Genomic DNA, 23,779 nt, shown 5'->3' with positions numbered 1-23,779 from the left:
GCACCGCTGCGTCAGGTGATTGTTTATTACAAAACCCTGTTACGCTAAACGGTTAGACGCTAAATCAGTTTACAGCGTCTTTCAGCGCTTTCCCTGCACGGAAGGCAGGTACTTTGGCTGCCGCGATCTTGATCTCTTTACCGGTTTGCGGGTTGCGGCCGGTACGGGCCGAACGTTCACGCACGGTAAAGGAACCGAAACCTACCAGAGCCACGTCATCCCCTGCTTTCAGGGAGTCGGTAACGGAAGCGATTACTGCGTCTAAAGCACGTCCCGCTGCCGCTTTGGAAATATCAGCACCTGCGGCAATCTTGTCGATCAGTTGTGACTTATTCACTCTATCATCCCCTCTAGAATTCTATCGTCGCACCGAAAAATCCCTACGGTTGCGACAGCGCAGCTGTTATATCAATCCCATCGAACCTTGGCAAGCCACCGACTGGGTGACAAAACGCGGGCCGACAGAGATCTAACTTAGCGGTACAAAAAAATACTGGCAAGTCCGAAATGGCTTGCCAGTATAAGTTTTATCAATGGTTTTTGCGATTCGTCACTATTTTGCCGCTACCGGCAGTGCGCCGAAGGCCGGGTTTTGCAACGCAATGTTCAAAACTTCATCGATTCGCTGCACCGGATGAATCTCCAGATCGGCGATAACATTGTCCGGGATCTCTTCCAGATCGCGCTTGTTCTCGTAAGGGATCAGCACGGTTTTGATGCCGCCGCGATGCGCCGCCAGCAGCTTCTCTTTCAGGCCGCCGATCGGCAACACCTGACCGCGCAGCGTGATCTCGCCGGTCATCGCCACATCGGCGCGTACCGGGTTGCCGGTCAGGCAGGAGACCAGCGCGGTGCACATCGCGATACCGGCGCTCGGGCCGTCTTTCGGCGTCGCCCCTTCCGGCACGTGCACGTGGATGTCGCGTTTCTCGTAGAAATCGGCGTTGATGCCCAATTTCTCCGCGCGCGCGCGCACCACGGTCAGCGCCGCCTGAATCGATTCCTGCATCACTTCACCCAGAGAACCGGTGTAGGCCAGCTTGCCTTTGCCCGGCACGCAGGCGGTTTCGATGGTCAGCAAATCGCCGCCCACTTCCGTCCACGCCAGCCCGGTGACTTCGCCCACGCGGTTTTCGGTATCCGCACGGCCGTAATCGACGCGCTGCACGCCCAAGTAATCCTTCAGGTTGTCGCCGTTGATCTCGATATGCTTGCGCTTCTTGTCCATCAGCAGCGTTTTCACCGCTTTACGGCACAGTTTGGAGATTTCACGCTCCAGGCTGCGCACCCCGGCTTCGCGGGTATAGAAGCGAATAATGCCGATGATGGCGCTGTCGTCGACCGTCAACTCGCCTTTTTTCAGCGCATTGCGCTCGAGCTGCTTCGGCAGCAGGTGCTGTTTGGCGATGTTGAGCTTCTCGTCCTCGGTATAACCCGACAGGCGGATTACTTCCATACGATCCAGCAGCGGCGCAGGAATGTTCATCGAGTTCGAGGTGGCGACAAACATCACGTCGGACAGATCGTAATCCACTTCCAGGTAGTGGTCGTTGAACGCCACGTTCTGTTCCGGATCCAGCACCTCCAGCAGAGCGGAGGCCGGATCGCCGCGCATGTCGGAAGACATCTTGTCGATCTCATCCAGCAGGAACAGCGGGTTCTTCACCCCAACCTTGGCCATCTTCTGGATCAGTTTGCCCGGCATCGATCCGATGTAGGTACGACGGTGACCGCGGATTTCCGCTTCGTCACGCACGCCGCCCAGCGCCATGCGCACGTACTGGCGACCGGTCGCCTTGGCGATCGACTGCCCCAGCGAGGTTTTACCCACGCCCGGCGGCCCCACCAGACACAGGATCGGCCCCTTGATTTTGCTGACGCGGCTCTGTACCGCGAGGTACTCGAGGATGCGATCTTTCACGCGCTCCAGGCCGTAGTGATCGGTATCGAGCACTTCCTGCGCCTTGTTCAGGTCTTTTTTCACCTTGCTGCGCGCATTCCACGGCACCTGCAGCATCCAGTCGATGTAGCCGCGCACCACGGTCGCTTCCGCCGACATCGGCGACATCATCTTCAGCTTTTGCAGTTCCGCTTCGGTTTTTTCGCGCGCCTCTTTCGGCATTTTCGCCGCATCGATCTTGCGCTTCAGCGCTTCGTGCTCGTCCGGCGCGTCGTCCATCTCGCCCAGTTCTTTCTGAATCGCCTTCATCTGCTCATTCAGATAGTACTCGCGCTGGCTCTTCTCCATCTGCTTCTTGACGCGGTTACGGATGCGTTTCTCAACCTGCAGCAGGTCGATCTCCGATTCCATCATCGCCATCAGGTATTCCAGACGCTCGGTGATGTCGGACATCTCGAGCACCGACTGCTTGTCGCTGAGTTTCAGCGGCATGTGGGCGGCGATGGTGTCCGCCAGGCGCGCGGCGTCGTCGATGCTGTTGAGTGACGTCAGCACCTCCGGCGGGATTTTTTTATTCAGTTTGATATAGCCTTCAAACTGATTGATCGCGGTGCGCACCAGCACTTCCTGCTCGCGCTCGTCGATAGCCGGCGACTCAAGGTATTCCGCCTGCGCGGCGAAATGCTCACCGCTGTCGGACAGCGTAGTGATGCGTGCGCGCTGCAGCCCCTCGACCAGCACTTTTACCGTGCCGTCCGGCAGCTTCAGCATCTGCAGGATCGACGCTACGGTGCCGACCGAGAACAAGTCGTTAATGCCAGGTTCATCCGTTGAGGCCTCTTTCTGTGCCACCAGCATGATCTTCTTATCGTGATCCATTGCGGCTTCGAGGCACCGAATCGATTTTTCCCGGCCAACAAATAACGGGATCACCATGTGCGGATAAACCACCACGTCGCGCAATGGCAAAACGGGGATTTCAATGCGTTCGGAACGCTCAGGGTTCATAGAGCTCTCTCTTAGTTTAATTTCCGCCAGGTTGAGGGGGAATCTCATGAGACGCAAGCATCTAACGTTTCATAAAATCTGGTTAATGAGTATATGGGGATGAATCTCTTACATTCAACGGCAAGAATGCAGGAAAAAGAAATGGGGGATGAAATCCCCCATTTTGCTGATAACGCGCTGGTTTAACTGGCTAATTATTCGCCAGACGCCTGGGCTTCAGGCTTGCCGTAAATCAGCAGCGGTTTGGATTGGCCGGCGATCACCGACTCGTCGATCACCACTTTGTCTACGCTGTCCATCGACGGCAGATCGTACATGGTGTCGAGCAGCGCGCCTTCCACGATGGAACGCAGGCCGCGGGCGCCGGTTTTGCGCGCCATGGCTTTCTTGGCGATGGCGTTCAGCGCTTCGTCGCGGAACTCCAGCTCCACGCCTTCCAGATTGAACAGCGCCTGATACTGCTTGGTCAGGGCGTTCTTCGGCTCTTTCAGGATCTGAATCAGCGCGTCCTCGCTCAGCTCGCTCAGGGTCGCCACCACCGGCAGACGGCCGATGAACTCAGGGATCAGACCAAACTTGATCAAATCTTCCGGTTCGGCCTGCAGCAGCAGTTCGCCTTCGGTGGCCTTCTCGGACTCGCCCTTGACGGTCGCGCCGAAGCCGATGCCGGAGCCGGTGTTGACGCGTTGACCGATCACCTTATCCAAGCCGGCAAATGCGCCGCCGCAGATAAACAGGATCTTGGAAGTATCGACCTGCAGGAATTCCTGTTGCGGATGCTTGCGCCCGCCCTGCGGTGGAACCGCGGCGATGGTGCCTTCAATCAGCTTCAGCAGCGCCTGCTGCACGCCTTCACCCGAGACGTCACGCGTGATCGACGGGTTGTCAGACTTACGGGAAATCTTATCGATTTCATCGATATAAACGATGCCGCGCTGCGCTTTCTGCACGTCATAGTCACATTTTTGCAACAGCTTCTGGATAATATTTTCCACGTCCTCGCCCACGTAACCGGCTTCGGTCAGCGTGGTGGCGTCGGCCATGGTGAACGGCACGTCCAGGAAGCGCGCCAGCGTTTCCGCCAGCAGAGTCTTGCCGCTGCCGGTCGGGCCGATCAGCAAGATGTTGCTCTTGCCCAACTCGATACCGTTGCTGGTATCGCCGTTGCGCAGGCGTTTGTAGTGGTTGTACACCGCAACCGCCAGCACTTTCTTCGCCTGCTCCTGGCCGATGACGTAGTCATCCAGGTGGTGGCGAATTTCGTGTGGCGTCGGCAGCGCACTGCGCTCACGATGCGGGGCAACTTCTTTAATCTCTTCGCGAATAATGTCGTTACACAGATCGACACATTCATCGCAGATATACACTGACGGCCCGGCAATCAGCTTACGCACTTCATGCTGGCTTTTGCCGCAAAAAGAGCAGTACAGCAGCTTTCCTGAACCGTCTTTGCGCTTATCTGTCATCAGTCAAACCTCTTCTTTAGTCTTGTCCCGCAGGAAAATCACGGCGGCAGTGCGCCCAAACTCATATCGGGAACGCCGAGGGGCTACAACAGAACGAGCCCCTGCCCACTCTGATTACTATAGTCCATCGGCGCCGCGTGGTTCTAGCTGCGGTGTGTCAGAATGCCGTCAACCAGGCCGTATTCCACGGCTTCGTCCGCGGTCATAAAGCGATCGCGCTCGGTATCGCGCTCGATCTGCTCCAGCGGCTGGCCGGTATGCTCGGCCATCAGTTCGTTCATGCGCGCTTTCACCTTGAGGATTTCACGCGCGTGGATTTCGATGTCCGTCGCCTGGCCCTGGTAGCCGCCCAGCGGCTGGTGAATCATCACGCGCGAGTTCGGCAGGCAGAAACGTTTGCCTTTGGCGCCCGCGGTCAGCAGGAAGGAGCCCATCGAGCACGCCTGGCCCATACAGATGGTGCTGACGTCCGGCTTGATGAACTTCATGGTGTCGTAAATTGACATGCCCGCGGTAATTACCCCACCCGGCGAGTTGATGTAGAGGTAAATGTCTTTTTCCGGGCTTTCCGCTTCGAGGAACAACATTTGCGCCACGATCAGGTTGGCCATGTGATCTTCCACCTGGCCGGTCAGGAAAATGATGCGCTCTTTCAGCAGGCGGGAATAAATGTCGTAAGAACGCTCCCCGCGTGAAGTCTGCTCTACCACCATCGGCACCAGCGCCATGTTCGGTGCAAATTGATCTCGTTCGCCACTGTATGACATTACCGTCTCCTAATAGAAATTGCCTTGGCGGCCAGGGTGTCACCCTAATACGCCGATTCTACTTGAGAACGGCCATGATGACTATGCTCAAGCATTCGACCCGCGCCGCACGTACCCGACGGTTGTTTTATCCCGCGCACTTTGGCAAACAGCCCCAGAATCATTCTTTACAGATGGGGGGAGCCCGGCGCGATTTCAAGCCCAGAGGCCGATTTTCTCCGCGCGCCGGAAACGATGCCGTTATTCTGACCTTTATCATGCCAGCCAGTTCCCCAGGCAACAGGGTAAATATAGTGCATATTATCCCGCTTAACCTGAGATTAATCAGCAACGTGGCAAAAAGAAAAGCCCGCAACCTGAGGTTGCGGGCTTTTTCATCGTGCGCCGGTTCGCCAGGCGAAACCGGGGGCGCCGTTCATCGCGCCCGACACGCCGGCATTACGCCTGTTGAGTCTGGTTCATCAGCTCGCTGAAGGTAGTGGCTTTTTCAGTCACTTTCGCTTTCGCCAGCAGTGCTTCAACCGCTTGCTCTTCCAGAGCCACGTTGCGCATGTTGTTCATCAGCTCTTTGTTTTTGCTGTAGAACTCGATGACTTCGCTCGGATCTTCGTAGGCGGAGGCCATTTCTTCGATCAGCGTCTTCACGCGGTCTTCGTCAGCTTTCAGGTCGTTGGTGCTGATCACTTCACCCAGCAGCAGGCCAACCACTACGCGGCGTTTCGCTTGCTCTTCGAACAGTTCACGTGGCAGTTCCAGCGCTTGCTTCTCGTTGCCGCCGAAACGCTGTGCAGCCTGACGACGCAGCACGTCGATTTCGCCGTCGATCAGGGCAGCAGGCACGTCGATTTCGTTCGCGCTCACCAGGCCTTCGATCGCCTGAGACTTGATGCGGTTACGCACGGCGCCTTTCAGCTCGCGCTCCATGTTCTTGCGAACCTCGGTGCGCAGGCCGGCAACGGAACCGTCCGCCACGCCGAAACGCTTGATGAACTCTTCGGTCAGTTCCGGCAGCTCGCGCTCTTCAACTTTCTTCAGCACGATAGCGAATTTGGCCGCTTTGCCCTTCAGGTTTTCCGCATGGTAGTCTTCCGGGAAGTTCACGTCGATGGAGAACTCTTCGCCCGCTTTGTGACCGACCAGGCCTTCTTCGAAGCCTGGGATCATGCGGCCCTGGCCCATTGCCAGCACGAAGTCGGACGCTTTGCCGCCTTCGAACTCTTCACCGTCGATAGAACCGGTGAAGTCAACGGTCACGCGATCTTCAGCTTCCGCCGCGCGATCGGTTTCTTTCCAGGTGGCCTGCTGCTTGCGCAGGGTATCCAGCATCGCGTCGACGTCTTCGTCGTTCACTTCAACTACGGGTTTTTCGACTTCGATGTTTTCCAGGCCTTTCAGCTCAACTTCTGGATACACTTCGAATTCAACGGCGAAAGTGAAGTCTTCACCTTCTTTGTACTCGCCCGGCACGTAGTTTGGTGCGCCGGCCGGATTAATCTTTTCTTTGATGATCGCGTCAACGAAGCTGCGCTGCATCGCTTCGCCCAGCACGTCCTGACGAACAGAGGCGCCGTAACGCTGTTCCACGATGTTCATCGGCACTTTGCCTTTGCGGAAGCCGTCGATACGCACGCTTTTCGCTGCGTTGATCAGCTCTTTCTTCACCGCCTGCTTGATAGTATCAGCCGGTACAGTAATAGAGAGACGGCGCCCAAGGCCTTGAGTGGTTTCTACTGAAACTTGCATCTTGTTACCTCAAAAAAATCACAGTGCTCGGTCAACTCCGTTCCAAGAACCAGGACGGCTACAGATAAGAACCGAGTTCCCTGATGACAGAAGCGTCCCGAAACCATTCCGGAAAAATAAGACGCGACATTATAGCGGCGCATGCGTGGCGAGTCGAGGAAAGCTAGGCGGCGCAGGCGCGCTAAAACTCACACTTTTGCCGATTCGATCGCCCAAAGGCCGCCAAAACAGACCGAACGTTGGCCACATTGCGCGTCGGCCGTGTCGTCGTCAAAAACAGAAACGGCCCGCAGGCCGTTTCAAAATTCGTCAGTAGTAATACCCTAATTCAAGGGCAAAGTTCCACTGATACCTGAAAATTTCCCCCTCAGGCCAGCGTGCCGGCGCCGCGGCACGGCGGCGAGGCCGGCACGGTATCCTGCAGACCTTCCCACTCTTTGAGCGTATAGGTGTGCAGCGCCAGCGCGTGTACGCCGTCCGCCAGCTCCTCCGACAATACGCCGTAGATGGAGCGGTGGCGCGTCAAAAAACGTTCGCCGACGAAGCGATCGCTGACCAATACCACTTTGAAATGGCTTTCTGAACCCGCCGGAACGTTATGACGATAGCTTTCATCAACGACTTCCAGATACGCGGGCTCAAACGCCGCCCTTAACTTTGCTTCTATTTGCTCGCGAATCATAGGATCTCCTTACAACACCGGCAGAGGACCGTGCCCATCTAGTTCAATATTAGCCGGTTTTCCCCCGTTTAGACCATCGCCGGGACAAATTTCTCTTTTCTGCGGTCAAATGATGAGCGCCATCCCCGCCGCTTGGGGGATTATCCGATTGAGCGGGCCAAAAAAGCGTGTTTTTATCAACGGCAGGTAAAAATTTGTCACTCAGGCGCCTTCCGCGCTTCCACCGCACGGCGGCGATGCTATGATGTCGGCAATTTGTTGTCGGCTATCCCGCTCTGATTATTACTAAATCCATCGAGAATGAGACAGAAAACATGTTAAAGAAACTTTGTCTTCCTTTGCTGGCCGCCCTGCTGCTGGCCGGCTGCGCGACCAGCAGCAACACCCTGAACGTCACGCCGAAAATCGTTCTGCCGCAGCAGGATCCTACCCTGCAGGGCATCACTGTCAGCATCAACGGCGCGGATCAGCGCGCCGACCAGGCGCTGGCCAAGGTGAACCGCGACGGCCAGTTGGTCACGCTAACGCCATCGCGCGATCTGCGTTTCCTGCTGCAGGAAGTGCTGGAGAAACAGATGGGCGCACGCGGCTACATGATCGGTGCCGACGGCCCGGTGGCGCTGCAAATCGTCGTCAATAACCTGTACGCGGACGTCGCCGAAGGTAACCTGCGCTACAACATCACCACCAAAGCCGACATCTCGATCATCGCTCAGGCGAAGAACGGCAACAAGCAGGTGAAGAATTACCGCTCGACCTATAACGTGCAGGGCGCCTTCACGGCGACCAACGAGAAGATCACCGACGCCGTCAACTCCGTGCTGGGCGACGTGATCGCCGACATGGCTCAGGACACCAGCGTCAACGATTTCATCAAGCAAAACGCGCGCTAATCGGCGCGCCTGGCGCCGCCCGGCGGATCGGGCGGCGCAGACAGGGAACTCATGTCGAAACACTATCTGAACATCTTCACCCAGCGTAACTCCGCCATTCTGCTGCTGCTGGGCTTCGCGTCGGGTCTGCCGCTGGCATTGACCTCCGGCACGCTGCAAGCCTGGATGACCGTCGAAAATATCGATCTGAAAACCATCGGCATCTTCTCGCTGGTAGGCCAGGCCTACGTCTTCAAATTCCTCTGGTCGCCGTTCATGGACCGCTATACCCCGCCGTTTCTCGGGCGGCGGCGCGGTTGGCTGCTGATCAGCCAGCTGTTGCTGGTGGCGGCGATTGTGGCGATGGGCTTTATGCAACCCGCGCAGCACCTGTGGTGGCTGGCGGCGTTGGCGGTGCTGGTGGCGTTCTGCTCCGCCTCGCAAGATATCGTGTTCGACGCCTATAAAACCGATCTGCTGAAAGCCGAAGAACGCGGCACGGGCGCGGCGATCTCGGTGCTGGGTTATCGGCTGGCGATGCTGGTTTCCGGCGGCCTGGCGCTGTGGCTGGCGGATCGCTATTTCGGCTGGCAAGCCACCTACTGGCTGATGGCCGGATTGATGCTGATCGGCGTGGCCGCCACGCTGTTGGCGCCGGAGCCGGATGAAAGCATCCCGGCGCCGCGCACCATGGAACAGGCGGTCGTCGCGCCGCTGCGCGATTTCTTCGGCCGCAACAACGCCTGGCTGATCCTGCTGCTAATCGTGATGTACAAAATGGGCGACGCCTTCGCCGGCAGCCTGAGTACCACCTTCCTGATCCGCGGCGTGGGGTTCGACGCCGGTGAAGTCGGGCTGGTGAACAAAACCCTCGGCCTGTTCGCGACCATCGTCGGCGCCCTGTTCGGCGGCGTGCTGATGCAACGTCTCAGCCTGTTCCGCGCGCTGATGCTGTTCGGCGTCCTGCAGGCGGTCTCCAATCTCGGGTATTGGATCCTGGCGGTGACCGACAAGAGCCTGCTCACCATGGGCAGCGCCATCTTCCTCGAAAATCTGTGTGGCGGCATGGGCACCGCGGCCTTCGTGGCGCTGCTAATGACGCTGTGCAACCGGTCGTTCTCCGCCACCCAGTTCGCGCTGCTGTCGGCGCTGTCCGCCGTAGGGCGCGTCTATGTCGGCCCGATCGCCGGCTGGTTCGTTGAAGCCCACGGTTGGCCGTTGTTCTACCTGTTCTCTATCGCCGCTGCCCTGCCCGGCTTGCTGCTGCTCGGTATCTGTCGTCAGACGCTGGAGCACACCCAGCAGCATGGCAATTTTATGCCGCGCACTGAGTTTTCAGAATCTTACCGTTGGGCGCTGCGCTTACTGACGCTAGGCTGTTCGCTGTTGGGCCTGTGGTTGCTGTTGCTTATCACCAATGCGCTGGATTGGACTCAGGCCCCGCAGTTGGCCGATCGGCTGCTGCAGGTCGGCGCCGCGTTGAGCCTGCTCGGCGTCGCCATGGGCAGTACGTTGGATTACCTCGCCCTGCGCCGCACCCGTTTGGCATAATCTGACCGGCCGGTGATTTCACCGGCCGAAAAAAAAGCGATCCGGGGATATATTTATTTCGGTAAAAAAAGATAATCGGCGCGGAAATTATTTTTTTATCCGACTGCCGCACTCGGAAATAAAATTAAATTCACCTTTAAGACACAATTATTTTACATTAAATAAACCTTTTCTGCGTATTTCCCCGCCGCGCATTTCTTCGCCAAATTCATCATACCTTTAGTTTTCCTTAACATACGGGCTGCTCGTCACGATTCAGCGTGCCAACGCGTTGTTGTCATTGGTAAATTGTCACGCAGGGTTACATCTGTGACCCCCTTAACAGAAAGTGTCAACAAGCCGCTGACACTCCCTTAAGCATGTTTACAGTACTGCAACCTTCCCGTAAAATGCCCGCACACATGAAACGACAATTGAGCCTTTGTTATTGAGGTCGTTAGATGAGACTTAAGAAATACAATAAAAGTATTGGGATGCTGTCATTAATCGCAGGCACTGTATTGCTCAGTGGCTGCGATATGGTTTTGATGAATCCCAAAGGAGCAATTGGTGTTGAGCAACGGACACTGATTATCACTGCAATCGCATTGATGTTGATCGTAGTGGTGCCAGTTATCTTCATGGCGTTCGCCTTTGCCTGGAAGTATCGCGCTTCCAACAAAGACGCCAAGTACAGTCCGAACTGGGCCCACTCCAACAAGATCGAAGCGGTCGTCTGGACCATTCCTATCATTATCATCGCCATCCTTGGCACCATTACCTGGAAGACCACCCACGAACTCGATCCGTTCAAGCCGATTGTCACCGACAAGAAGCCGATGACGATCGAAGTGGTGTCGCTCGACTGGAAATGGCTGTTCATCTACCCGGAACAAGGCATTGCGACCGTTAATGAGCTGGCTTTCCCGAAAGATGTTCCAGTCGAATTCAAGATCACCTCTAACTCGGTAATGAACTCGTTCTTTATCCCGCAGTTGGGTGGACAGATTTATGCGATGGCCGGCATGCAGACCAAACTGCACCTGATCGGCAACGAAGCCGGTGCCTACAAAGGCATCTCCAGCAGCTACAGCGGCGCAGGCTTCTCCGGTATGAAATTCACCGCGATCGTTACCCCGACCGAAGGCGACTTCGATCAGTGGGTGGCCAAGGTGAAGGCATCGTCTAAAAACCTGAACACCACCGACGACTTTAACAAACTGGCAGAGCCGAGTGAAAACAACCCGGTTGAGTACTTTGCCGCTGTCAAACCGAATTTGTTCAAAGAAACAATTGCCAAATTCATGGGCGACATGGATATGCACAAGGGCGCTGGCGCGCACGAAGGCATGGAAATGAGCCAAGGTATGGACATGGGTGAACATGCTGCTCACGCCGGAGCCGAGGAATAACTGATGTTGGGAAAATTAACACTTGATGCGGTTCCGTACCACGAACCGATCATCATGGTCACCGTAGCCGCAATTATTGTCGGGGGCCTGGCAGTGCTGGCGCTGCTGACGTATTTCGGTAAATGGAAGTGGCTGTGGAGCGAATGGCTGACTTCGGTCGACCATAAAAAAATTGGTATCATGTACATCATCGTGGCGATGGTCATGCTGCTGCGCGGCTTTGCCGACGCCATCATGATGCGTAGCCAGCAGGCGTTGGCGTCCGCCGGCGAAGCCGGGTTCCTGCCGCCGCACCACTACGACCAGATCTTCACCGCGCACGGCGTCATCATGATTTTCTTCATGGCGATGCCTTTCGTGGTTGGCCTGATGAACGTCGTGGTGCCGCTGCAAATCGGTGCGCGCGACGTCGCCTTCCCGTTCCTGAACTCCCTGAGCTTCTGGTTCTTCGTGGTGGGCGTGGTGCTGATCAACATCTCCCTGGGGGTCGGTGAGTTCGCTCAGACCGGTTGGCTGGCGTATCCGCCGCTGTCGGGTAAAGAGTACAGTCCTGGCGTCGGGGTCGATTACTGGATCTGGAGTCTGCAGATTTCCGGTCTGGGTACCCTGCTGACCGGCGTGAACTTCTTCGCCACCATTCTGAAGATGCGTGCCCCTGGCATGCCTATGATGAAGATGCCGGTGTTCACCTGGGCGGCGCTGTGTACCAACGTCCTGATCATCGTTTCTTTCCCAATTCTGACCGTCACCATCGCGCTGCTGACCCTGGATCGCTATCTGGGCACCCATTTCTTCACCAATGATATGGGCGGCAACATGATGATGTACATCAACCTGATTTGGGCCTGGGGTCACCCAGAGGTGTATATCCTGGTTCTGCCGGTGTTCGGCGTGTTCTCCGAAGTCACCGCGACCTTCTCCAGAAAACGCCTGTTCGGCTATACCTCACTGGTATGGGCAACCATCGCGATCACCGTTCTGTCGTTCATCGTCTGGCTGCACCACTTCTTCACCATGGGGTCCGGCGCGAACGTTAACGCCTTCTTCGGTATCGCCACCATGATCATTTCCATCCCGACCGGGGTGAAAATCTTCAACTGGCTGTTCACCATGTATCAGGGCCGCATCAAGCTCAACTCCGCAATGCTGTGGACCGTTGGCTTCATCATCACCTTCTCCGTGGGTGGTATGACCGGCGTTCTGCTGGCAGTGCCGGGCGCGAACTTCGTGCTGCACAACAGCCTGTTCCTGATCGCGCACTTCCACAACGTCATCATCGGCGGCGTGGTGTTCGGTTGCTTCGCGGGCCTGACCTACTGGTTCCCGAAATCCTTCGGCTTCACGCTGAACGAAAAATGGGGCATCCGCGCGTTCTGGTTCTGGATCATCGGCTTCTTCACCGCCTTCATGCCGCTGTACGCATTGGGCTTTATGGGCATGACCCGTCGTATCAGCCAGAACATCAACCCTGAGTTCCACCCTCTGCTGCTGGTTGCAGCCGGCGGTGCGGCGCTGATCGCCTGCGGCATCCTGTGCCAGCTGACCCAGATCTTCGTCAGTATCCGTGACCGCGAACAGAACCGCGATCTGACCGGTGACCCATGGGGTGCTCGTACTCTGGAGTGGTCAACTTCGTCTCCACCGCCGTTCTATAACTTTGCCGTAGTGCCGCAGATTCATGACCGTGACGAATTCTGGGACATGAAAGAAAAAGGTGAAGCCTATAAGAAACCGGCTAAATACGAACCGATTCATATGCCTAAGAACACCGGCGCCGGCGTTATCATCGCCTTCTTCAGCCTGGTATTCGGTTTCGCAATGATTTGGGAAATCTGGTGGATGGCTCTGGCCGGCTTCATCGGTATGATCGTTGTCTGGATCGGCAAGAGCTTCGATCACGATGTTGACTACTATGTGCAGGTTGATGAAATCGAGCGCATTGAGAACCAACACTACGAACAAATCCGTAAAGCAGGCGTGAACCATGTCAACTGAAACTCTGACCAATCATAACGCAGCCCATGCAGAGCATGGGCACCACGACGCGGGAGAGACCAAAGTCTTCGGATTCTGGATCTACCTGATGAGCGACTGTATTTTGTTTGCGAGCTTGTTCGCGACTTATGCAGTCCTGGTGAACGGGACCGCTGGCGGTCCCTCAGGCAAAGACATCTTCGACCTGAAGTTTGTTCTGGTCGAAACTTTCCTGCTGTTGTTCAGCTCCATCACCTACGGCATGGCGATGATCGCCATGAACAAGGGTAAAGTTGGCGGTGTAAACACCTGGTTGTTCCTGACCTTCCTGTTTGGTCTGGGCTTCGTGGCGATGGAAATCTATGAATTCCATCACCTGATCGCCGAAGGCTTCGGGCCAGATCGCAGCGCGTTCCTGTCCAGCTTCTTCGCGCTGGTCGGCACCCACGGTCTGCACGTGACTTCCGGCCTGATTTGGATCATCGTGCTGATGATTCAGGTGAGCAAGTTCGGCCTGACCGCGACCAACAAAACCCGCCTGATGTGCCTGAGCCTGTTCTGGCACTTCCTGGACGTGGTCTGGATCTGCGTATTTACCGTTGTCTACCTGCTGGGGGTTATGTAATGAGCCATTCATCCCATGAAACCTCTCACGGCGGCGCAAGCCACGGCAGCGTGAAGTCATACCTGATCGGCTTTATCCTGTCGATCATCCTGACGGTAATTCCATTTGCGATGGTAATGAACGGCACTGCCTCTCATTCCACCATCCTGGCGGTTGTTGTCGGTATGGCGGTTATCCAGGTGATTGTTCACCTGGTTTACTTCCTGCACATGAACACCTCATCGGAAGAGCGCTGGAACCTGGTGGCATTGCTGTTCACCGCTATGATCATCGGTATCGTTGTTGTAGGTTCACTCTGGATTATGTACAACCTCAACATCAATATGATGGTCGATTAAGAGCTGAGCTGCACGTGATGATTAAGCAATACCTGCAAGTCACTAAACCAGGAATTATTTTCGGCAATTTAATTTCTGTCGTTGGGGGATTCCTGCTCGCTTCCAAAGGGAGCATCGACTATCCCCTGTTTCTCGCCACCCTGGTGGGTGTCTCGTTGGTGGTCGCGTCGGGCTGTGTGTTTAACAACTACATCGACCGCGACATCGACAAGAAAATGGAGAGAACGAAGAATCGGGTGCTGGTAAAAGGCCTGATCGCGCCGAGTGTCACCCTGGTTTATGCGACCGTGTTGGGTATTGCGGGCTTCGCGTTGCTGTATATCGCGGCCAACCCGCTGGCCATGTGGCTGGCGGTGATGGGCTTCGTGGTTTATGTCGGCGTTTACAGCCTGTACATGAAACGCCATTCGGTCTACGGCACGCTGATCGGCAGCTTGTCGGGCGCCGCGCCGCCGGTTATCGGCTACTGCGCGGTGACCAACGAGTTCGACGCCGGCGCGTTGATCCTGCTGGCTATCTTTAGCCTGTGGCAGATGCCGCATTCTTATGCGATCGCTATCTTCCGCTTTAAAGATTACCAGGCGGCCAACATTCCGGTGCTGCCGGTGGTGAAAGGCATTTCCGTCGCCAAGAACCACATCACGGTCTACATCCTGGCATTTATGATCGCCACGCTGATGCTGACCCTGGTGGGCTACGCCGGCTACAAATACCTGATCGTCGCTGCGGCGGTGAGCGTATGGTGGCTGGGCATGGCGCTGCGCGGTTATAAAACCGAAAACGACAGCGTCTGGGCGCGCAAACTGTTCGTGTTCTCCATCGTCGCCATCACCTCGCTGAGCGTGATGATGTCGATCGACTTCAGCGCCACGGCGGCGCCTGAAGCGCTGGTGACCTACGTTTGGTAAGCCAAATCATCTGTGAATGGGCCGCTTTTGCGGCCCATTTTATTTGTCACGCCGAAAAGCGGCCAAACTGTAATATCTGTTAAACAACATTCGATTTACCCCCCCTGCCCCGCACACTAAAATGACGCAGCTTTACAGAAATCATGCCATCAGGCGCTGTCTCAACGTCTGATGGCATGGTTTTTACCGAGGTTTGATGTGAACGATAATTCAATGACCCCGCAGGAGCGTCGCGCCACCTGGGGATTGGGCACCGTCTTTTCCCTGCGCATGCTCGGCATGTTTATGGTATTGCCGGTGCTGACCACCTACGGCATGGCGCTCAACGGCGCCAGCGAAGCGCTGATCGGCATCGCCATCGGCATCTACGGCCTGGCGCAGGCGGTGTTTCAGATCCCGTTCGGCCTGGTGTCCGATCGCATCGGCCGTAAGCCGCTGATCGTCGGCGGCCTGCTGATCTTTGCCCTCGGCAGCGTGATCGCCGCCGCGACCGACTCTATCTGGGGCGTGATCCTCGGCCGCGCGTTGCAAGGCTCCGGCGCGATCGCCGCCGCGGTAATGGCGCTGCTCTCCGATCTGACCCGCGAGCAGAACCGCACCAAAGCGATGGCGTTCATCGGCGTCAGCTTCGGTATCACCTTCGCCATCGCCATGGTGTTGGGCCCTATAATTACCCACGCCTTCGGCCTGCATGCGCTGTTCTGGATGATCGCCGTGTTGGCGCTGGCCGGCATCGTCATCACCCTGGCGGTAGTGCCTTCCGCCGATACCCATCTGCTGAACCGCGAGTCCAGCATCGTGCGCGGCAGTTTCCGCAAAGTGCTGAGCAACTCGCGCCTGCTGAAGCTCAACTTCGGCATCATGTGTCTGCATATCCTGCTGATGTCGAGCTTCGTGGCGCTGCCGCTGGCGATGGAGAAAGCCGGGCTGGCGGCCAGCGAACACTGGATCGTCTACCTGGTGACCATGCTGGTGTCGTTCGCCGCCGTGGTGCCTTTCATCATCTATGCCGAAAAATATCGCCGCATGAAGCAGGTGTTTATGGGCTGCGTGGCGGTGCTGTTTTGCGCCGAAGTGCTGCTGTGGCTCTCCGGCGCGCACCTGTGGGGCATCATCGCCGGCGTGCAGCTGTTCTTCATGGCCTTCAACGTGATGGAAGCCATTCTGCCTTCGCTGATCAGCAAAGAATCACCGGCCGGCTATAAGGGCACCGCGATGGGAGTCTACTCCACCAGCCAGTTTATCGGCGTAGCGATCGGCGGCAGCCTCGGCGGCTGGCTGTACGGTTTGCAGGGGGCAGGCCTGGTGTTTATCGCCGGCGCGGTATTGGCCGCCGTTTGGTTCCTGGTCAGCAGCACCATGAAAGAGCCGCCGTATGTCAGCAGCCTGCGCATTACGCTGTCTGAACTGGCGGTGAAGGATTCGGCGCTGGAAAGCCGTCTGAGGGCGCAGCCCGGCGTGGCCGAGGCGATCGTGGTGCCGGAGGAGCGCAGCGCCTACGTCAAGGTGGACACCAAGCAGACCAATCGCGGTCAGTTGGAAGCGCTGGTCAATTCGCTGTAAAGAAACGGGGCCGGCAATGCCGGCCCCGTCGAGATTAATCGCGGAAGTTCTTGAACTGGAACGGCTGCCCCAGATCGCCGCCGCGCACCAGCGCCATCACGCTCTGCAAATCGTCGCGTGACTTGCCGGTCACCCGCACTTCTTCGCCCTGGATCTGCGCCTGCACCTTCAGCTTGCTGTCTTTGATCAGCTTGACGATTTTCTTCGCTACAGAGGTTTCAATCCCCTGCTTCAGCTTGGCTTCCACGCTGTAGGTTTTACCGCTGTGGGTAAACTCTTCCGGGATCTCCAGCGCGGCGCCGTCGATGCTGCGCTTGCTCAGCTTTTCGCGCAGAATGTCGAGCAGCTGCTGCACCTGGAAATCAGACTCGGTGGCAACCTTGATGCTTTGATTCTTCTCGTTTAGCTCAAAGCTGGCCGGCACGTTGCGAAAATCCCAGCGGGTGCCGAGATCGCGGGTGGCGTTCTCAACGGCGTTACGCACTTCCTGCATATCAATTTCGGAAACGATGTCGAAAGATGGCATACTTCTTCCTCCTGAATGAGTGCCTAATAGCTTAGGCGATTTTGATGCCGAGCATGATAACCGCTTTGCCGCCTCAGACAAAATCTGCTGAACGCACGCAGGGATAGCGCTTCAGGCTGCCATAAAGCCTATAGTTAGATCACGGTAATTGAGCGGTATTCCCGTGTTTCCAAGGAGACTGAATGAAAATAACCATTCTTGGTTGCGGCGCGCTCGGACAACTGTGGCTCTCCCGGCTGTATCAGCAGGGCCACGATGTACAGGGATGGCTAAGAGTGCCGCAGCCTTTTTGCGCCGTGAACGTGATCGAGCCGGAAGGCGTCTCGTTTAATCGCAATTTGCCCACCAACGATCCTGAGCACCTCGCGCAGAGCGAGCTGCTGCTGGTGACGCTGAAAGCCTGGCAGGTCTCCAGCGCGGTCAGTGCGCTGCTGCCGAAGCTGAACCCTCAGTGCGCCATTTTGCTGTTGCATAACGGCATGGGTACCCAGGAGGAGCTGCCGCAAAACGGCCAGCCCATCCTGCAGGGCACCACCACCCACGCCGCGCGCCACGAAGGCAGCACCATTATTCACGTCGCCACCGGCATCACCCACATCGGCCCCACCTCACCGGCCGCCCAGCATCTCAGCCACCTGGCGGAAGTGCTGCATCAGGCGCTGCCCGACGTCGCCTGGCACAACAACATCGCCTCGGCCAACTGGCGCAAGCTGGCGGTCAACTGCGTGATCAACCCGCTGACGGCGCTGTACGGCTGCCGCAACGGCGATCTGCAGCGCTACCCGGAGCAGATCGAAACGCTGTGTCGTGAAGTCGCCAGCGTGATGGCGATGGAGGGCTACCACACCTCCTGCGAAGGCCTGATGCAATATGTGATGGACGTGATCCACAGCACCGCCGACAACGTTTCGTCGATGCTGCAGGATATCCGCAGCCAGCGGCATACCGAGATCGACTACATCACCGGCTACCTGCTGCGCCGTGCGCGCAGTCACGGCCTCACGCTGCCGGAGAATGCGCGGCTGTTTGAATTGATTAAACGAAAGGAAAATGAATATGAGCGTATCGGCGCTGGTTTGCCTGGCACCTGGTAGCGAAGAAACCGAAGCCGTCACCACCATTGATCTGCTGGTGCGGGCGGGCGTTAAAGTCACTACCGCCAGCGTCGCCGGTGACGGCGAGCTGACTATCGTTTGTTCGCGCGGCGTCAAGCTGCTGGCCGACGCGCCGCTGGTGGCGATCGTTGATGAGCCTTTCGACGCCATCGTGCTGCCCGGCGGCCTGAAGGGGGCGGAATGCTTCCGCGACAGCCCGTTGCTGGTGGAAAAAGTGCGGCAGATGCACCTGCAGGGGAATATCGTCGCCGCCATCTGTGCGGCGCCGGCGCTGGTGCTGCAGCACCACGATCTGTTCCCGGTCGGCAACATGACCGGCTTCCCGGGCCTGAAAGACCAGATACCGGCGGAAAAATGGATGGAGCGCCGTGTGGTGTACGACGCACGCGTCAAGCTGCTCACCAGCCAGGGGCCGGGCACCGCGATGGAGTTCGCGCTGAAGCTGATCGATCTGCTGCTCGGCAAGGCCAAAGCGGCGGAGATCGCCGCGCAGCTGGTGCTGATCCCTGGGATGTACGATTTCCGCGACTGAGCGGCTTGCCGATAAAAAAAGGGCTGAACACCAGTTCAGCCCCTCTCGTTTACGCCGCTGCCCGCGTTACGGGCGATAAACTTTCACGTTGCTGAAGCCCTGCTCCAGCAGGTACAGCGCCTGCAGGCGGCTCATCACGCCGCGCTCGCAGTACAACAGATAAGTTTTGCTCTGATCCAGATCGCCGAACTGGGTGCTCAGCTTGTAGAACGGCAGCGCTTTCACTTCAACCTGTTCCAGCTGCAGCGGCTTCTCTTCCTGCTCGTCGTTGGAGCGGATATCCAGGATCACCTCGTCGGCGCCGAAGGCCGCAACGGTTTCCACTTCGGTCACCTGCTCCTGCGCCTGCTCGGCGATGGAGCGAATATCGACGTTCTTCGCTTCGCTCACCACCCGATCGAGAATGCTGAAATCGAAGTGGCTCTCTTCCTCTTCGATCTTGGCCTTGACGGCTTTCACCGTCGGGCTCTTCGAAATCACGCCGCAATATTCCGGCATGGTTTTGGCGAAGTCTTCGGTGCCGATTTCGCGCGCCAGCTTGATGATGTGCTCTTTATCGTGCGAAATCAGCGGACGCAGGATCAGCGTATCGGACGCATTGTCGATCAAGCGCAGGTTGGTCAGCGTCTGGCTGGACACCTGCCCCAGCGCTTCACCGGTCACCAGCGCCTGCACGCCATAGCGTTCGGCCACTTGCGAAGCGGCGCGCACCATCATGCGCTTGAGCACCACGCCCATCTGGCCGTCATCGACCTTCTCCAGGATCTCGCCCACCACCGGCTCGAAGTCGATGGCGACGAAGCGCACCTTGTGCGAGCTGGCGAAACGGTTCCACAGGTAGTGCGCCACCTGCTTCACGCCAATCTCATGCGCGGCGCCGCCCAGGTTAAAGAAGCAGAAGTGCACGCGGCAGCCGCGACGCATCAGCATATAGCTGGACACGCCCGAGTCGAAACCGCCGGAAATCAGCGACATCACGTCTTCCTGAGTGCCGACCGGGTAACCGCCGATGCCTTCGAGGCGGCGTTTAACCAGCATCAGCTTGTCGTCTTCGATCTCGAGGTTTACCGTGACCTGCGGGCGGGTCAGGTTAACGCGCGCGCTGTCGATATGCTGGTTCAGACCGCCGCCGACGTAACGCTCCACGTCCTGCGAATTGAACGCCTGCTTGCCGCGACGCTTGACGCGCACGCAGAAGGTTTTGCCTTCCAGCTGGGCGCGGTAGGCTTCCAGAGTCTGCTCGAAGATGTGGTGGATATCGGTATAAGCGCGATCTTCCACTTCCAGAATATGGTGGATGCCGGGAATGCGCGTCAGCGCGTCGGCAATGATCGGCCGCTGGTTTTCATCTTTGGCGCGAACTTCGATATGATCCCAGTGACGGACGACCGCCAGCGTTTCATCATACTGCTTCAGGACGTTGCGAATATTGGTCGAGAGAATCTTGATAAAGCGCAAGCGCACAGATTGGCTCTTGATGGTGATTTCCGGGAACAATTTAATGATAAACTTCATGGCGGTCTTTGTTGTCAGATAAGAATTACGGCGCGGAGTATATCACCATATCGCCGTGCTCTGCGCACAAAACCACACATGAGCGCCATGATTTGCTAATCAAGATCCGCTAGGATAGGCTCTGGCGCCACGGTTCACATGATGACGTAAAAAGAAAATTATGCCGAAAAAACCAGCACAATCAGCCAGTACAGAGCAAACAGCCAGCTTTGAAAGCGCCCTCGGCGAGCTGGAAAGCATCGTGACGCGTCTGGAGTCGGGCGAACTGCCGCTGGAAGACGCGCTGAACGAATTCGAACGCGGCGTGCAGCTGGCGCGCCAAGGCCAGCAGAAACTGCAACAGGCGGAACAGCGTGTGCAGATACTTCTTAACGACAGCGCCGACGATGCGGCGCTGGCGCCTTTCACACCAGATGCCGAGTAACCGACATGTCTGAGATCGCCCCATCGGCCGCTTTTGCCGATCAACTGCAGATTTTCCGCCAGCGCGCCGATCGCGCGCTGCTGGACTTCATCGCCCCGCTGCCGTTCAACGACGGCAACATGGTGGCGGCGATGCGTCACGGCGCCTTGCTGGGCGGCAAGCGTCTGCGTCCGTTCCTGGTGTACACCACCGGCCAGATGTTCGGCGTGTCGCTGAGCAACCTGGACGCGCCGGCGGCGGCGGTGGAATGCATCCACGCCTACTCGCTGATCCATGACGATCTGCCGGCGATGGACGACGACGATCTGCGCCGTGGCCAGCCGACCTGTCACATTAAATTCGGCGAAGCCAACGCGATCCTGGCCGGCGATGCGCTGCAAACGCTGGCGTTTTCGATCCTGGCCGATGCCGAAATGCCCGACGTGGCGCTGCGCGATCGGCTGGCGATGGTTTCCGAACTGGCGAGCGCCAGCGGCGTAGCCGGCATGTGCGGCGGCCAATCGCTGGATCTGGAAGCCGAAGGCAAGCGCGTCGATCTGCAGGCCCTGGAGCAGATCCACCGCCACAAAACCGGCGCGCTGATCCGCGCCGCGGTGCGCCTGGGCGCGCTGAGCGCCGGCGAAGCAGGGCGAGCGGCGCTGCCGCAGCTGGATCGTTACGCCGCTGCGGTTGGCCTGGCGTTCCAGGTGCAGGATGACATTTTGGACGTTGTCGGCGAGACTGAAAAGATCGGCAAGCGCCAGGGCGCGGACCAACAACACGGAAAGAGTACCTACCCGGCGTTACTCGGGCTTGACAGCGCGAAAGCAAAAGCGTGGGATCTCTATCAGGAAGCATTAGCTGCATTAGACACTTTGGCAGCGCAATCTTATAACACAGCGCCATTGCGAGCGTTAGCCAGCTTCATTATTGAACGCGACAATTAACGTGTGACGTTAACTCCTCTGATATGAGTATCGAATGAGTCTTGATATAGCCAAATACCCAACCCTGGCGCTAGCGGAAAACCCCGAGGAACTCCGCTCACTGCCCAAAGAGAGCTTGCCGAAGCTGTGCGATGAGCTGCGGCAATACCTGCTGAACAGCGTCAGTCGTTCCAGCGGCCACTTTGCCTCCGGGCTGGGTACCGTCGAACTGACGGTGGCGTTGCATTTCGTCTACAACACGCCGTTCGATCATCTGGTGTGGGACGTCGGCCATCAGGCCTACCCGCACAAAATTCTGACCGGCCGCCGCGATCGGATCGCCACTATCCGGCAAAAGAACGGCCTGCACCCCTTCCCGTGGCGCGCCGAAAGCGAATACGACGTGCTGTCGGTCGGCCATTCGTCAACCTCGATCAGCGCCGGCCTCGGCATGGCGGTGGCGGCAGAGCGTGAAGGCAAAGGCCGCCGCACGGTGTGCGTGATCGGCGATGGCGCCATCACCGCCGGCATGGCGTTCGAAGCGATGAACCACGCCGGCGACATCAATCCGGACATGCTGGTGGTGCTGAACGACAACGAGATGTCGATCTCGGAAAACGTCGGCGCGCTGAACAACCATCTGGCGCAGCTGCTGTCCGGCAAGCTTTACTCCACCCTGCGCGAAGGCGGCAAGAAAGTGCTGGCCGGCGTGCCGCCGATCAAGGAGCTGGTGAAACGCACCGAAGAGCACCTGAAAGGCATGGTGGTGCCGGGTACGCTGTTCGAAGAGCTGGGCTTCAACTACATCGGCCCGGTAGACGGGCACGACGTACAGGGCCTGGTCGCCACGTTGAAAAACATGCGCGATCTGAAAGGCCCGCAGCTGTTGCACATCATGACCAAGAAAGGCCGCGGTTACGCGCCGGCGGAGAAGGATCCGATCAGCTTCCACGCGGTGCCGAAGTTCGATCCCGCCAGCGGCACGCTGCCGAAAAGCGCCGGCGGTCTGCCGACCTATTCGAAAATCTTCGGCGACTGGCTGTGTGAAACCGCCGCCAAAGACAGCTCGCTGATGGCAATCACGCCGGCGATGCGCGAAGGCTCCGGCATGGTGCAGTTCTCGCGCGACTATCCGCAGCAATATTTCGATGTGGCGATCGCCGAGCAGCACGCGGTCACCTTCGCCGCCGGGCTGGCGATCGGCGGCTACAAGCCGGTGGTGGCGATCTACTCCACCTTCCTGCAACGCGCCTACGATCAGTTGATCCATGACGTGGCGATCCAAAACCTGCCGGTGATGTTCGCCATCGATCGCGGCGGCATCGTCGGCGCCGACGGCCAGACCCACCAGGGGGCGTTCGATCTGTCGTTCATGCGCTGCATCCCGACCATGGTGATCATGACGCCGAGCGACGAAAACGAATGCCGCCAGATGCTGTATACCGGCTATCACTACAACGACGGCCCGAGCGCCGTGCGCTATCCGCGCGGCACCGGCACCGGCGCGGCGCTGGAGCCGCTCAGCCTGCTGCCGATCGGCAAAGGCGTGGTGCGTCGCCAGGGGGAGAAGATCGCCATTCTCAACTTCGGCACCCTGCTGCCGGAGGCCGCTGCGGCGGCGGAAGCGCTCAACGCCACGCTGGTCGACATGCGCTTCGTCAAACCGCTGGACGAGCAGCTGGTGCTCGAACTGGCCGCCAGCCATGAAACGCTGGTCACGCTGGAAGAGAACGCCATCATGGGCGGCGCCGGCAGCGGCGTCAACGAACTGCTGATGGCCAAACGCCGTCCGGTGCCGGTGCTGAACCTCGGCCTGCCGGACAGCTTCGTCTCGCAGGGCACCCAGGAAGAGCTGCGCGCCGATCTGGGGCTGGACGCCGCCGGCATTCAGCGCCAAATCGAAACCTGGCTGGCGCAGTAATCGCCGCCCGCGCCTGAAAAAACGCCTCCGCTCCCGGGGGCGTTTTCGTTTCC

21 protein-coding genes are annotated in these 23,779 nt (G+C 57.9%); 13 read left to right on the top strand and 8 right to left on the bottom strand.

Translation table 11 applies throughout. From position 1 onward, the window contains the following. Positions 1-64: 64 nt before the first annotated feature. From hupB to bolA, 6 genes are all read right to left on the bottom strand, one after another. Entirely contained in the window at positions 65-337 is a 273-nt protein-coding gene (gene hupB, locus AC2CGI_RS18840) for a nucleoid-associated protein HU-beta (RefSeq protein ID WP_004940351.1), read from the bottom strand. A gap of 216 nt (positions 338-553) precedes the next feature. Beyond that, positions 554-2,908, bottom strand: coding sequence for an endopeptidase La (lon, locus tag AC2CGI_RS18835; protein ID WP_076740503.1), 2,355 nt, complete (start codon positions 2,906-2,908; stop codon positions 554-556). A gap of 194 nt (positions 2,909-3,102) precedes the next feature. After that, the gene (clpX, locus tag AC2CGI_RS18830) at positions 3,103-4,374 is read right to left on the bottom strand and encodes an ATP-dependent protease ATP-binding subunit ClpX (protein ID WP_004940354.1); all 1,272 of its coding nucleotides are present in this window, start codon (positions 4,372-4,374) and stop codon (positions 3,103-3,105) included. Positions 4,375-4,517: 143 nt separating this feature from the next. Beyond that, the gene (clpP, locus tag AC2CGI_RS18825; protein ID WP_015376845.1) at positions 4,518-5,141 is read right to left on the bottom strand and encodes an ATP-dependent Clp endopeptidase proteolytic subunit ClpP; all 624 of its coding nucleotides are present in this window, start codon (positions 5,139-5,141) and stop codon (positions 4,518-4,520) included. 438 nt (positions 5,142-5,579) lie between these two features. After that, the gene (gene tig, locus AC2CGI_RS18820) at positions 5,580-6,884 is read right to left on the bottom strand and encodes a trigger factor (RefSeq protein WP_031300019.1); all 1,305 of its coding nucleotides are present in this window, start codon (positions 6,882-6,884) and stop codon (positions 5,580-5,582) included. Positions 6,885-7,251: 367 nt separating this feature from the next. Further along, positions 7,252-7,566, bottom strand: coding sequence for a transcriptional regulator BolA (gene bolA / locus AC2CGI_RS18815; RefSeq protein ID WP_004940361.1), 315 nt, complete (start codon positions 7,564-7,566; stop codon positions 7,252-7,254). Positions 7,567-7,880: 314 nt separating this feature from the next. On the opposite strand from bolA, the gene AC2CGI_RS18810 reads away from it, so the two are divergent. From AC2CGI_RS18810 to AC2CGI_RS18775, 8 genes are all read left to right on the top strand, one after another. Continuing rightward, positions 7,881-8,459 carry a lipoprotein gene (locus tag AC2CGI_RS18810; RefSeq protein WP_076740504.1) on the top strand — a complete coding sequence of 193 codons (579 nt, stop codon included), beginning with the start codon at positions 7,881-7,883 and terminating at the stop codon, positions 8,457-8,459. 51 nt (positions 8,460-8,510) lie between these two features. Further along, a complete protein-coding gene (gene ampG, locus AC2CGI_RS18805) occupies positions 8,511-9,989 on the top strand; it encodes a muropeptide MFS transporter AmpG (RefSeq protein ID WP_015376843.1) in 1,479 nt (492 codons plus the stop codon). 440 nt (positions 9,990-10,429) lie between these two features. Continuing rightward, complete coding sequence (gene cyoA / locus AC2CGI_RS18800) at positions 10,430-11,380, top strand: cytochrome o ubiquinol oxidase subunit II (RefSeq protein WP_076740505.1); 951 nt, start codon at positions 10,430-10,432, stop codon at positions 11,378-11,380. A gap of 3 nt (positions 11,381-11,383) precedes the next feature. Next, complete coding sequence (gene cyoB, locus AC2CGI_RS18795; RefSeq protein WP_004940366.1) at positions 11,384-13,375, top strand: cytochrome o ubiquinol oxidase subunit I; 1,992 nt, start codon at positions 11,384-11,386, stop codon at positions 13,373-13,375. Beyond that, positions 13,365-13,979, top strand: a complete 615-nt coding sequence (locus AC2CGI_RS18790; protein WP_004940367.1) for a cytochrome o ubiquinol oxidase subunit III — start codon at positions 13,365-13,367, stop codon at positions 13,977-13,979. Before cyoB ends, AC2CGI_RS18790 begins: the two co-directional genes overlap by 11 nt. After that, entirely contained in the window at positions 13,979-14,317 is a 339-nt protein-coding gene (locus tag AC2CGI_RS18785; protein WP_004940369.1) for a cytochrome o ubiquinol oxidase subunit IV, read from the top strand. The genes AC2CGI_RS18790 and AC2CGI_RS18785 overlap by 1 nt, the downstream gene beginning before the upstream one ends. 17 nt (positions 14,318-14,334) lie before the next feature. Next, complete coding sequence (cyoE, locus tag AC2CGI_RS18780; protein ID WP_015376842.1) at positions 14,335-15,225, top strand: heme o synthase; 891 nt, start codon at positions 14,335-14,337, stop codon at positions 15,223-15,225. A gap of 198 nt (positions 15,226-15,423) precedes the next feature. Next, positions 15,424-16,788 (top strand): MFS transporter, encoded by a 1,365-nt coding sequence (locus tag AC2CGI_RS18775; protein WP_076740506.1) that lies wholly within the window; start codon positions 15,424-15,426, stop codon positions 16,786-16,788. A 34-nt stretch (positions 16,789-16,822) separates the two neighbouring features. Here AC2CGI_RS18775 and AC2CGI_RS18770 read toward each other — a convergent pair whose 3' ends face one another. Next, positions 16,823-17,314 carry a YajQ family cyclic di-GMP-binding protein gene (locus AC2CGI_RS18770; protein ID WP_004940373.1) on the bottom strand — a complete coding sequence of 164 codons (492 nt, stop codon included), beginning with the start codon at positions 17,312-17,314 and terminating at the stop codon, positions 16,823-16,825. Between the two features lie 182 nt (positions 17,315-17,496). Between AC2CGI_RS18770 and panE the strand changes: the two genes are divergently transcribed. Next, entirely contained in the window at positions 17,497-18,408 is a 912-nt protein-coding gene (gene panE / locus AC2CGI_RS18765; RefSeq protein WP_004940375.1) for a 2-dehydropantoate 2-reductase, read from the top strand. After that, on the top strand, positions 18,371-18,961 hold the full coding sequence (gene yajL, locus AC2CGI_RS18760; protein WP_004940376.1) for a protein deglycase YajL: 591 nt from the start codon (positions 18,371-18,373) through the stop codon (positions 18,959-18,961). The genes panE and yajL overlap by 38 nt, the downstream gene beginning before the upstream one ends. Before the next feature lie 66 nt (positions 18,962-19,027). On the opposite strand, the gene thiI is transcribed toward yajL, so the two are convergent. Further along, positions 19,028-20,476 carry a tRNA uracil 4-sulfurtransferase ThiI gene (gene thiI / locus AC2CGI_RS18755; RefSeq protein WP_015376839.1) on the bottom strand — a complete coding sequence of 483 codons (1,449 nt, stop codon included), beginning with the start codon at positions 20,474-20,476 and terminating at the stop codon, positions 19,028-19,030. Between the two features lie 160 nt (positions 20,477-20,636). Here thiI and xseB point away from each other — a divergent pair, with 160 nt between their 5' ends. From xseB to dxs, 3 genes are read left to right on the top strand one after another with little or no spacing between them, the layout of a single operon-like run. Then, the gene (xseB, locus tag AC2CGI_RS18750; protein ID WP_015376838.1) at positions 20,637-20,900 is read left to right on the top strand and encodes an exodeoxyribonuclease VII small subunit; all 264 of its coding nucleotides are present in this window, start codon (positions 20,637-20,639) and stop codon (positions 20,898-20,900) included. A gap of 5 nt (positions 20,901-20,905) precedes the next feature. Beyond that, positions 20,906-21,826 (top strand): (2E,6E)-farnesyl diphosphate synthase, encoded by a 921-nt coding sequence (gene ispA / locus AC2CGI_RS18745; RefSeq protein ID WP_076740507.1) that lies wholly within the window; start codon positions 20,906-20,908, stop codon positions 21,824-21,826. 34 nt (positions 21,827-21,860) lie between these two features. Beyond that, entirely contained in the window at positions 21,861-23,726 is a 1,866-nt protein-coding gene (gene dxs, locus AC2CGI_RS18740; RefSeq protein ID WP_033642060.1) for a 1-deoxy-D-xylulose-5-phosphate synthase, read from the top strand. The last annotated feature ends 53 nt before the right edge of the window (positions 23,727-23,779 follow it).

Source organism: Serratia sp. LSHTC3 (assembly GCF_057197125.1).
The sequence above is the reverse complement of the archived record's forward strand: the minus strand, read 5'-3'. Positions and strand labels throughout refer to the sequence as shown.

Excerpts from the sequence above, each read along its gene's own strand:
- yajL (WP_004940376.1), top strand. The coding sequence starts at position 18,371 with ATGAGCGTATCGGCGCTGGTTTGCCTGGCACCTGGTAGCGAAGAAACC.
- AC2CGI_RS18790 (WP_004940367.1), top strand. The coding sequence starts at position 13,365 with ATGTCAACTGAAACTCTGACCAATCATAACGCAGCCCATGCAGAGCAT.
- AC2CGI_RS18770 (WP_004940373.1), bottom strand. The coding sequence starts at position 17,314 with ATGCCATCTTTCGACATCGTTTCCGAAATTGATATGCAGGAAGTGCGT.
- cyoA (WP_076740505.1), top strand. The coding sequence starts at position 10,430 with ATGAGACTTAAGAAATACAATAAAAGTATTGGGATGCTGTCATTAATC.
- dxs (WP_033642060.1), top strand. The coding sequence starts at position 21,861 with ATGAGTCTTGATATAGCCAAATACCCAACCCTGGCGCTAGCGGAAAAC.
- bolA (WP_004940361.1), bottom strand. The coding sequence starts at position 7,566 with ATGATTCGCGAGCAAATAGAAGCAAAGTTAAGGGCGGCGTTTGAGCCC.
- AC2CGI_RS18810 (WP_076740504.1), top strand. The coding sequence starts at position 7,881 with ATGTTAAAGAAACTTTGTCTTCCTTTGCTGGCCGCCCTGCTGCTGGCC.
- tig (WP_031300019.1), bottom strand. The coding sequence starts at position 6,884 with ATGCAAGTTTCAGTAGAAACCACTCAAGGCCTTGGGCGCCGTCTCTCT.
- cyoB (WP_004940366.1), top strand. The coding sequence starts at position 11,384 with ATGTTGGGAAAATTAACACTTGATGCGGTTCCGTACCACGAACCGATC.
- cyoE (WP_015376842.1), top strand. The coding sequence starts at position 14,335 with ATGATTAAGCAATACCTGCAAGTCACTAAACCAGGAATTATTTTCGGC.
- AC2CGI_RS18785 (WP_004940369.1), top strand. The coding sequence starts at position 13,979 with ATGAGCCATTCATCCCATGAAACCTCTCACGGCGGCGCAAGCCACGGC.
- clpX (WP_004940354.1), bottom strand. The coding sequence starts at position 4,374 with ATGACAGATAAGCGCAAAGACGGTTCAGGAAAGCTGCTGTACTGCTCT.
- thiI (WP_015376839.1), bottom strand. The coding sequence starts at position 20,476 with ATGAAGTTTATCATTAAATTGTTCCCGGAAATCACCATCAAGAGCCAA.
- panE (WP_004940375.1), top strand. The coding sequence starts at position 17,497 with ATGAAAATAACCATTCTTGGTTGCGGCGCGCTCGGACAACTGTGGCTC.
- xseB (WP_015376838.1), top strand. The coding sequence starts at position 20,637 with ATGCCGAAAAAACCAGCACAATCAGCCAGTACAGAGCAAACAGCCAGC.
- lon (WP_076740503.1), bottom strand. The coding sequence starts at position 2,908 with ATGAACCCTGAGCGTTCCGAACGCATTGAAATCCCCGTTTTGCCATTG.
- clpP (WP_015376845.1), bottom strand. The coding sequence starts at position 5,141 with ATGTCATACAGTGGCGAACGAGATCAATTTGCACCGAACATGGCGCTG.
- ampG (WP_015376843.1), top strand. The coding sequence starts at position 8,511 with ATGTCGAAACACTATCTGAACATCTTCACCCAGCGTAACTCCGCCATT.
- ispA (WP_076740507.1), top strand. The coding sequence starts at position 20,906 with ATGTCTGAGATCGCCCCATCGGCCGCTTTTGCCGATCAACTGCAGATT.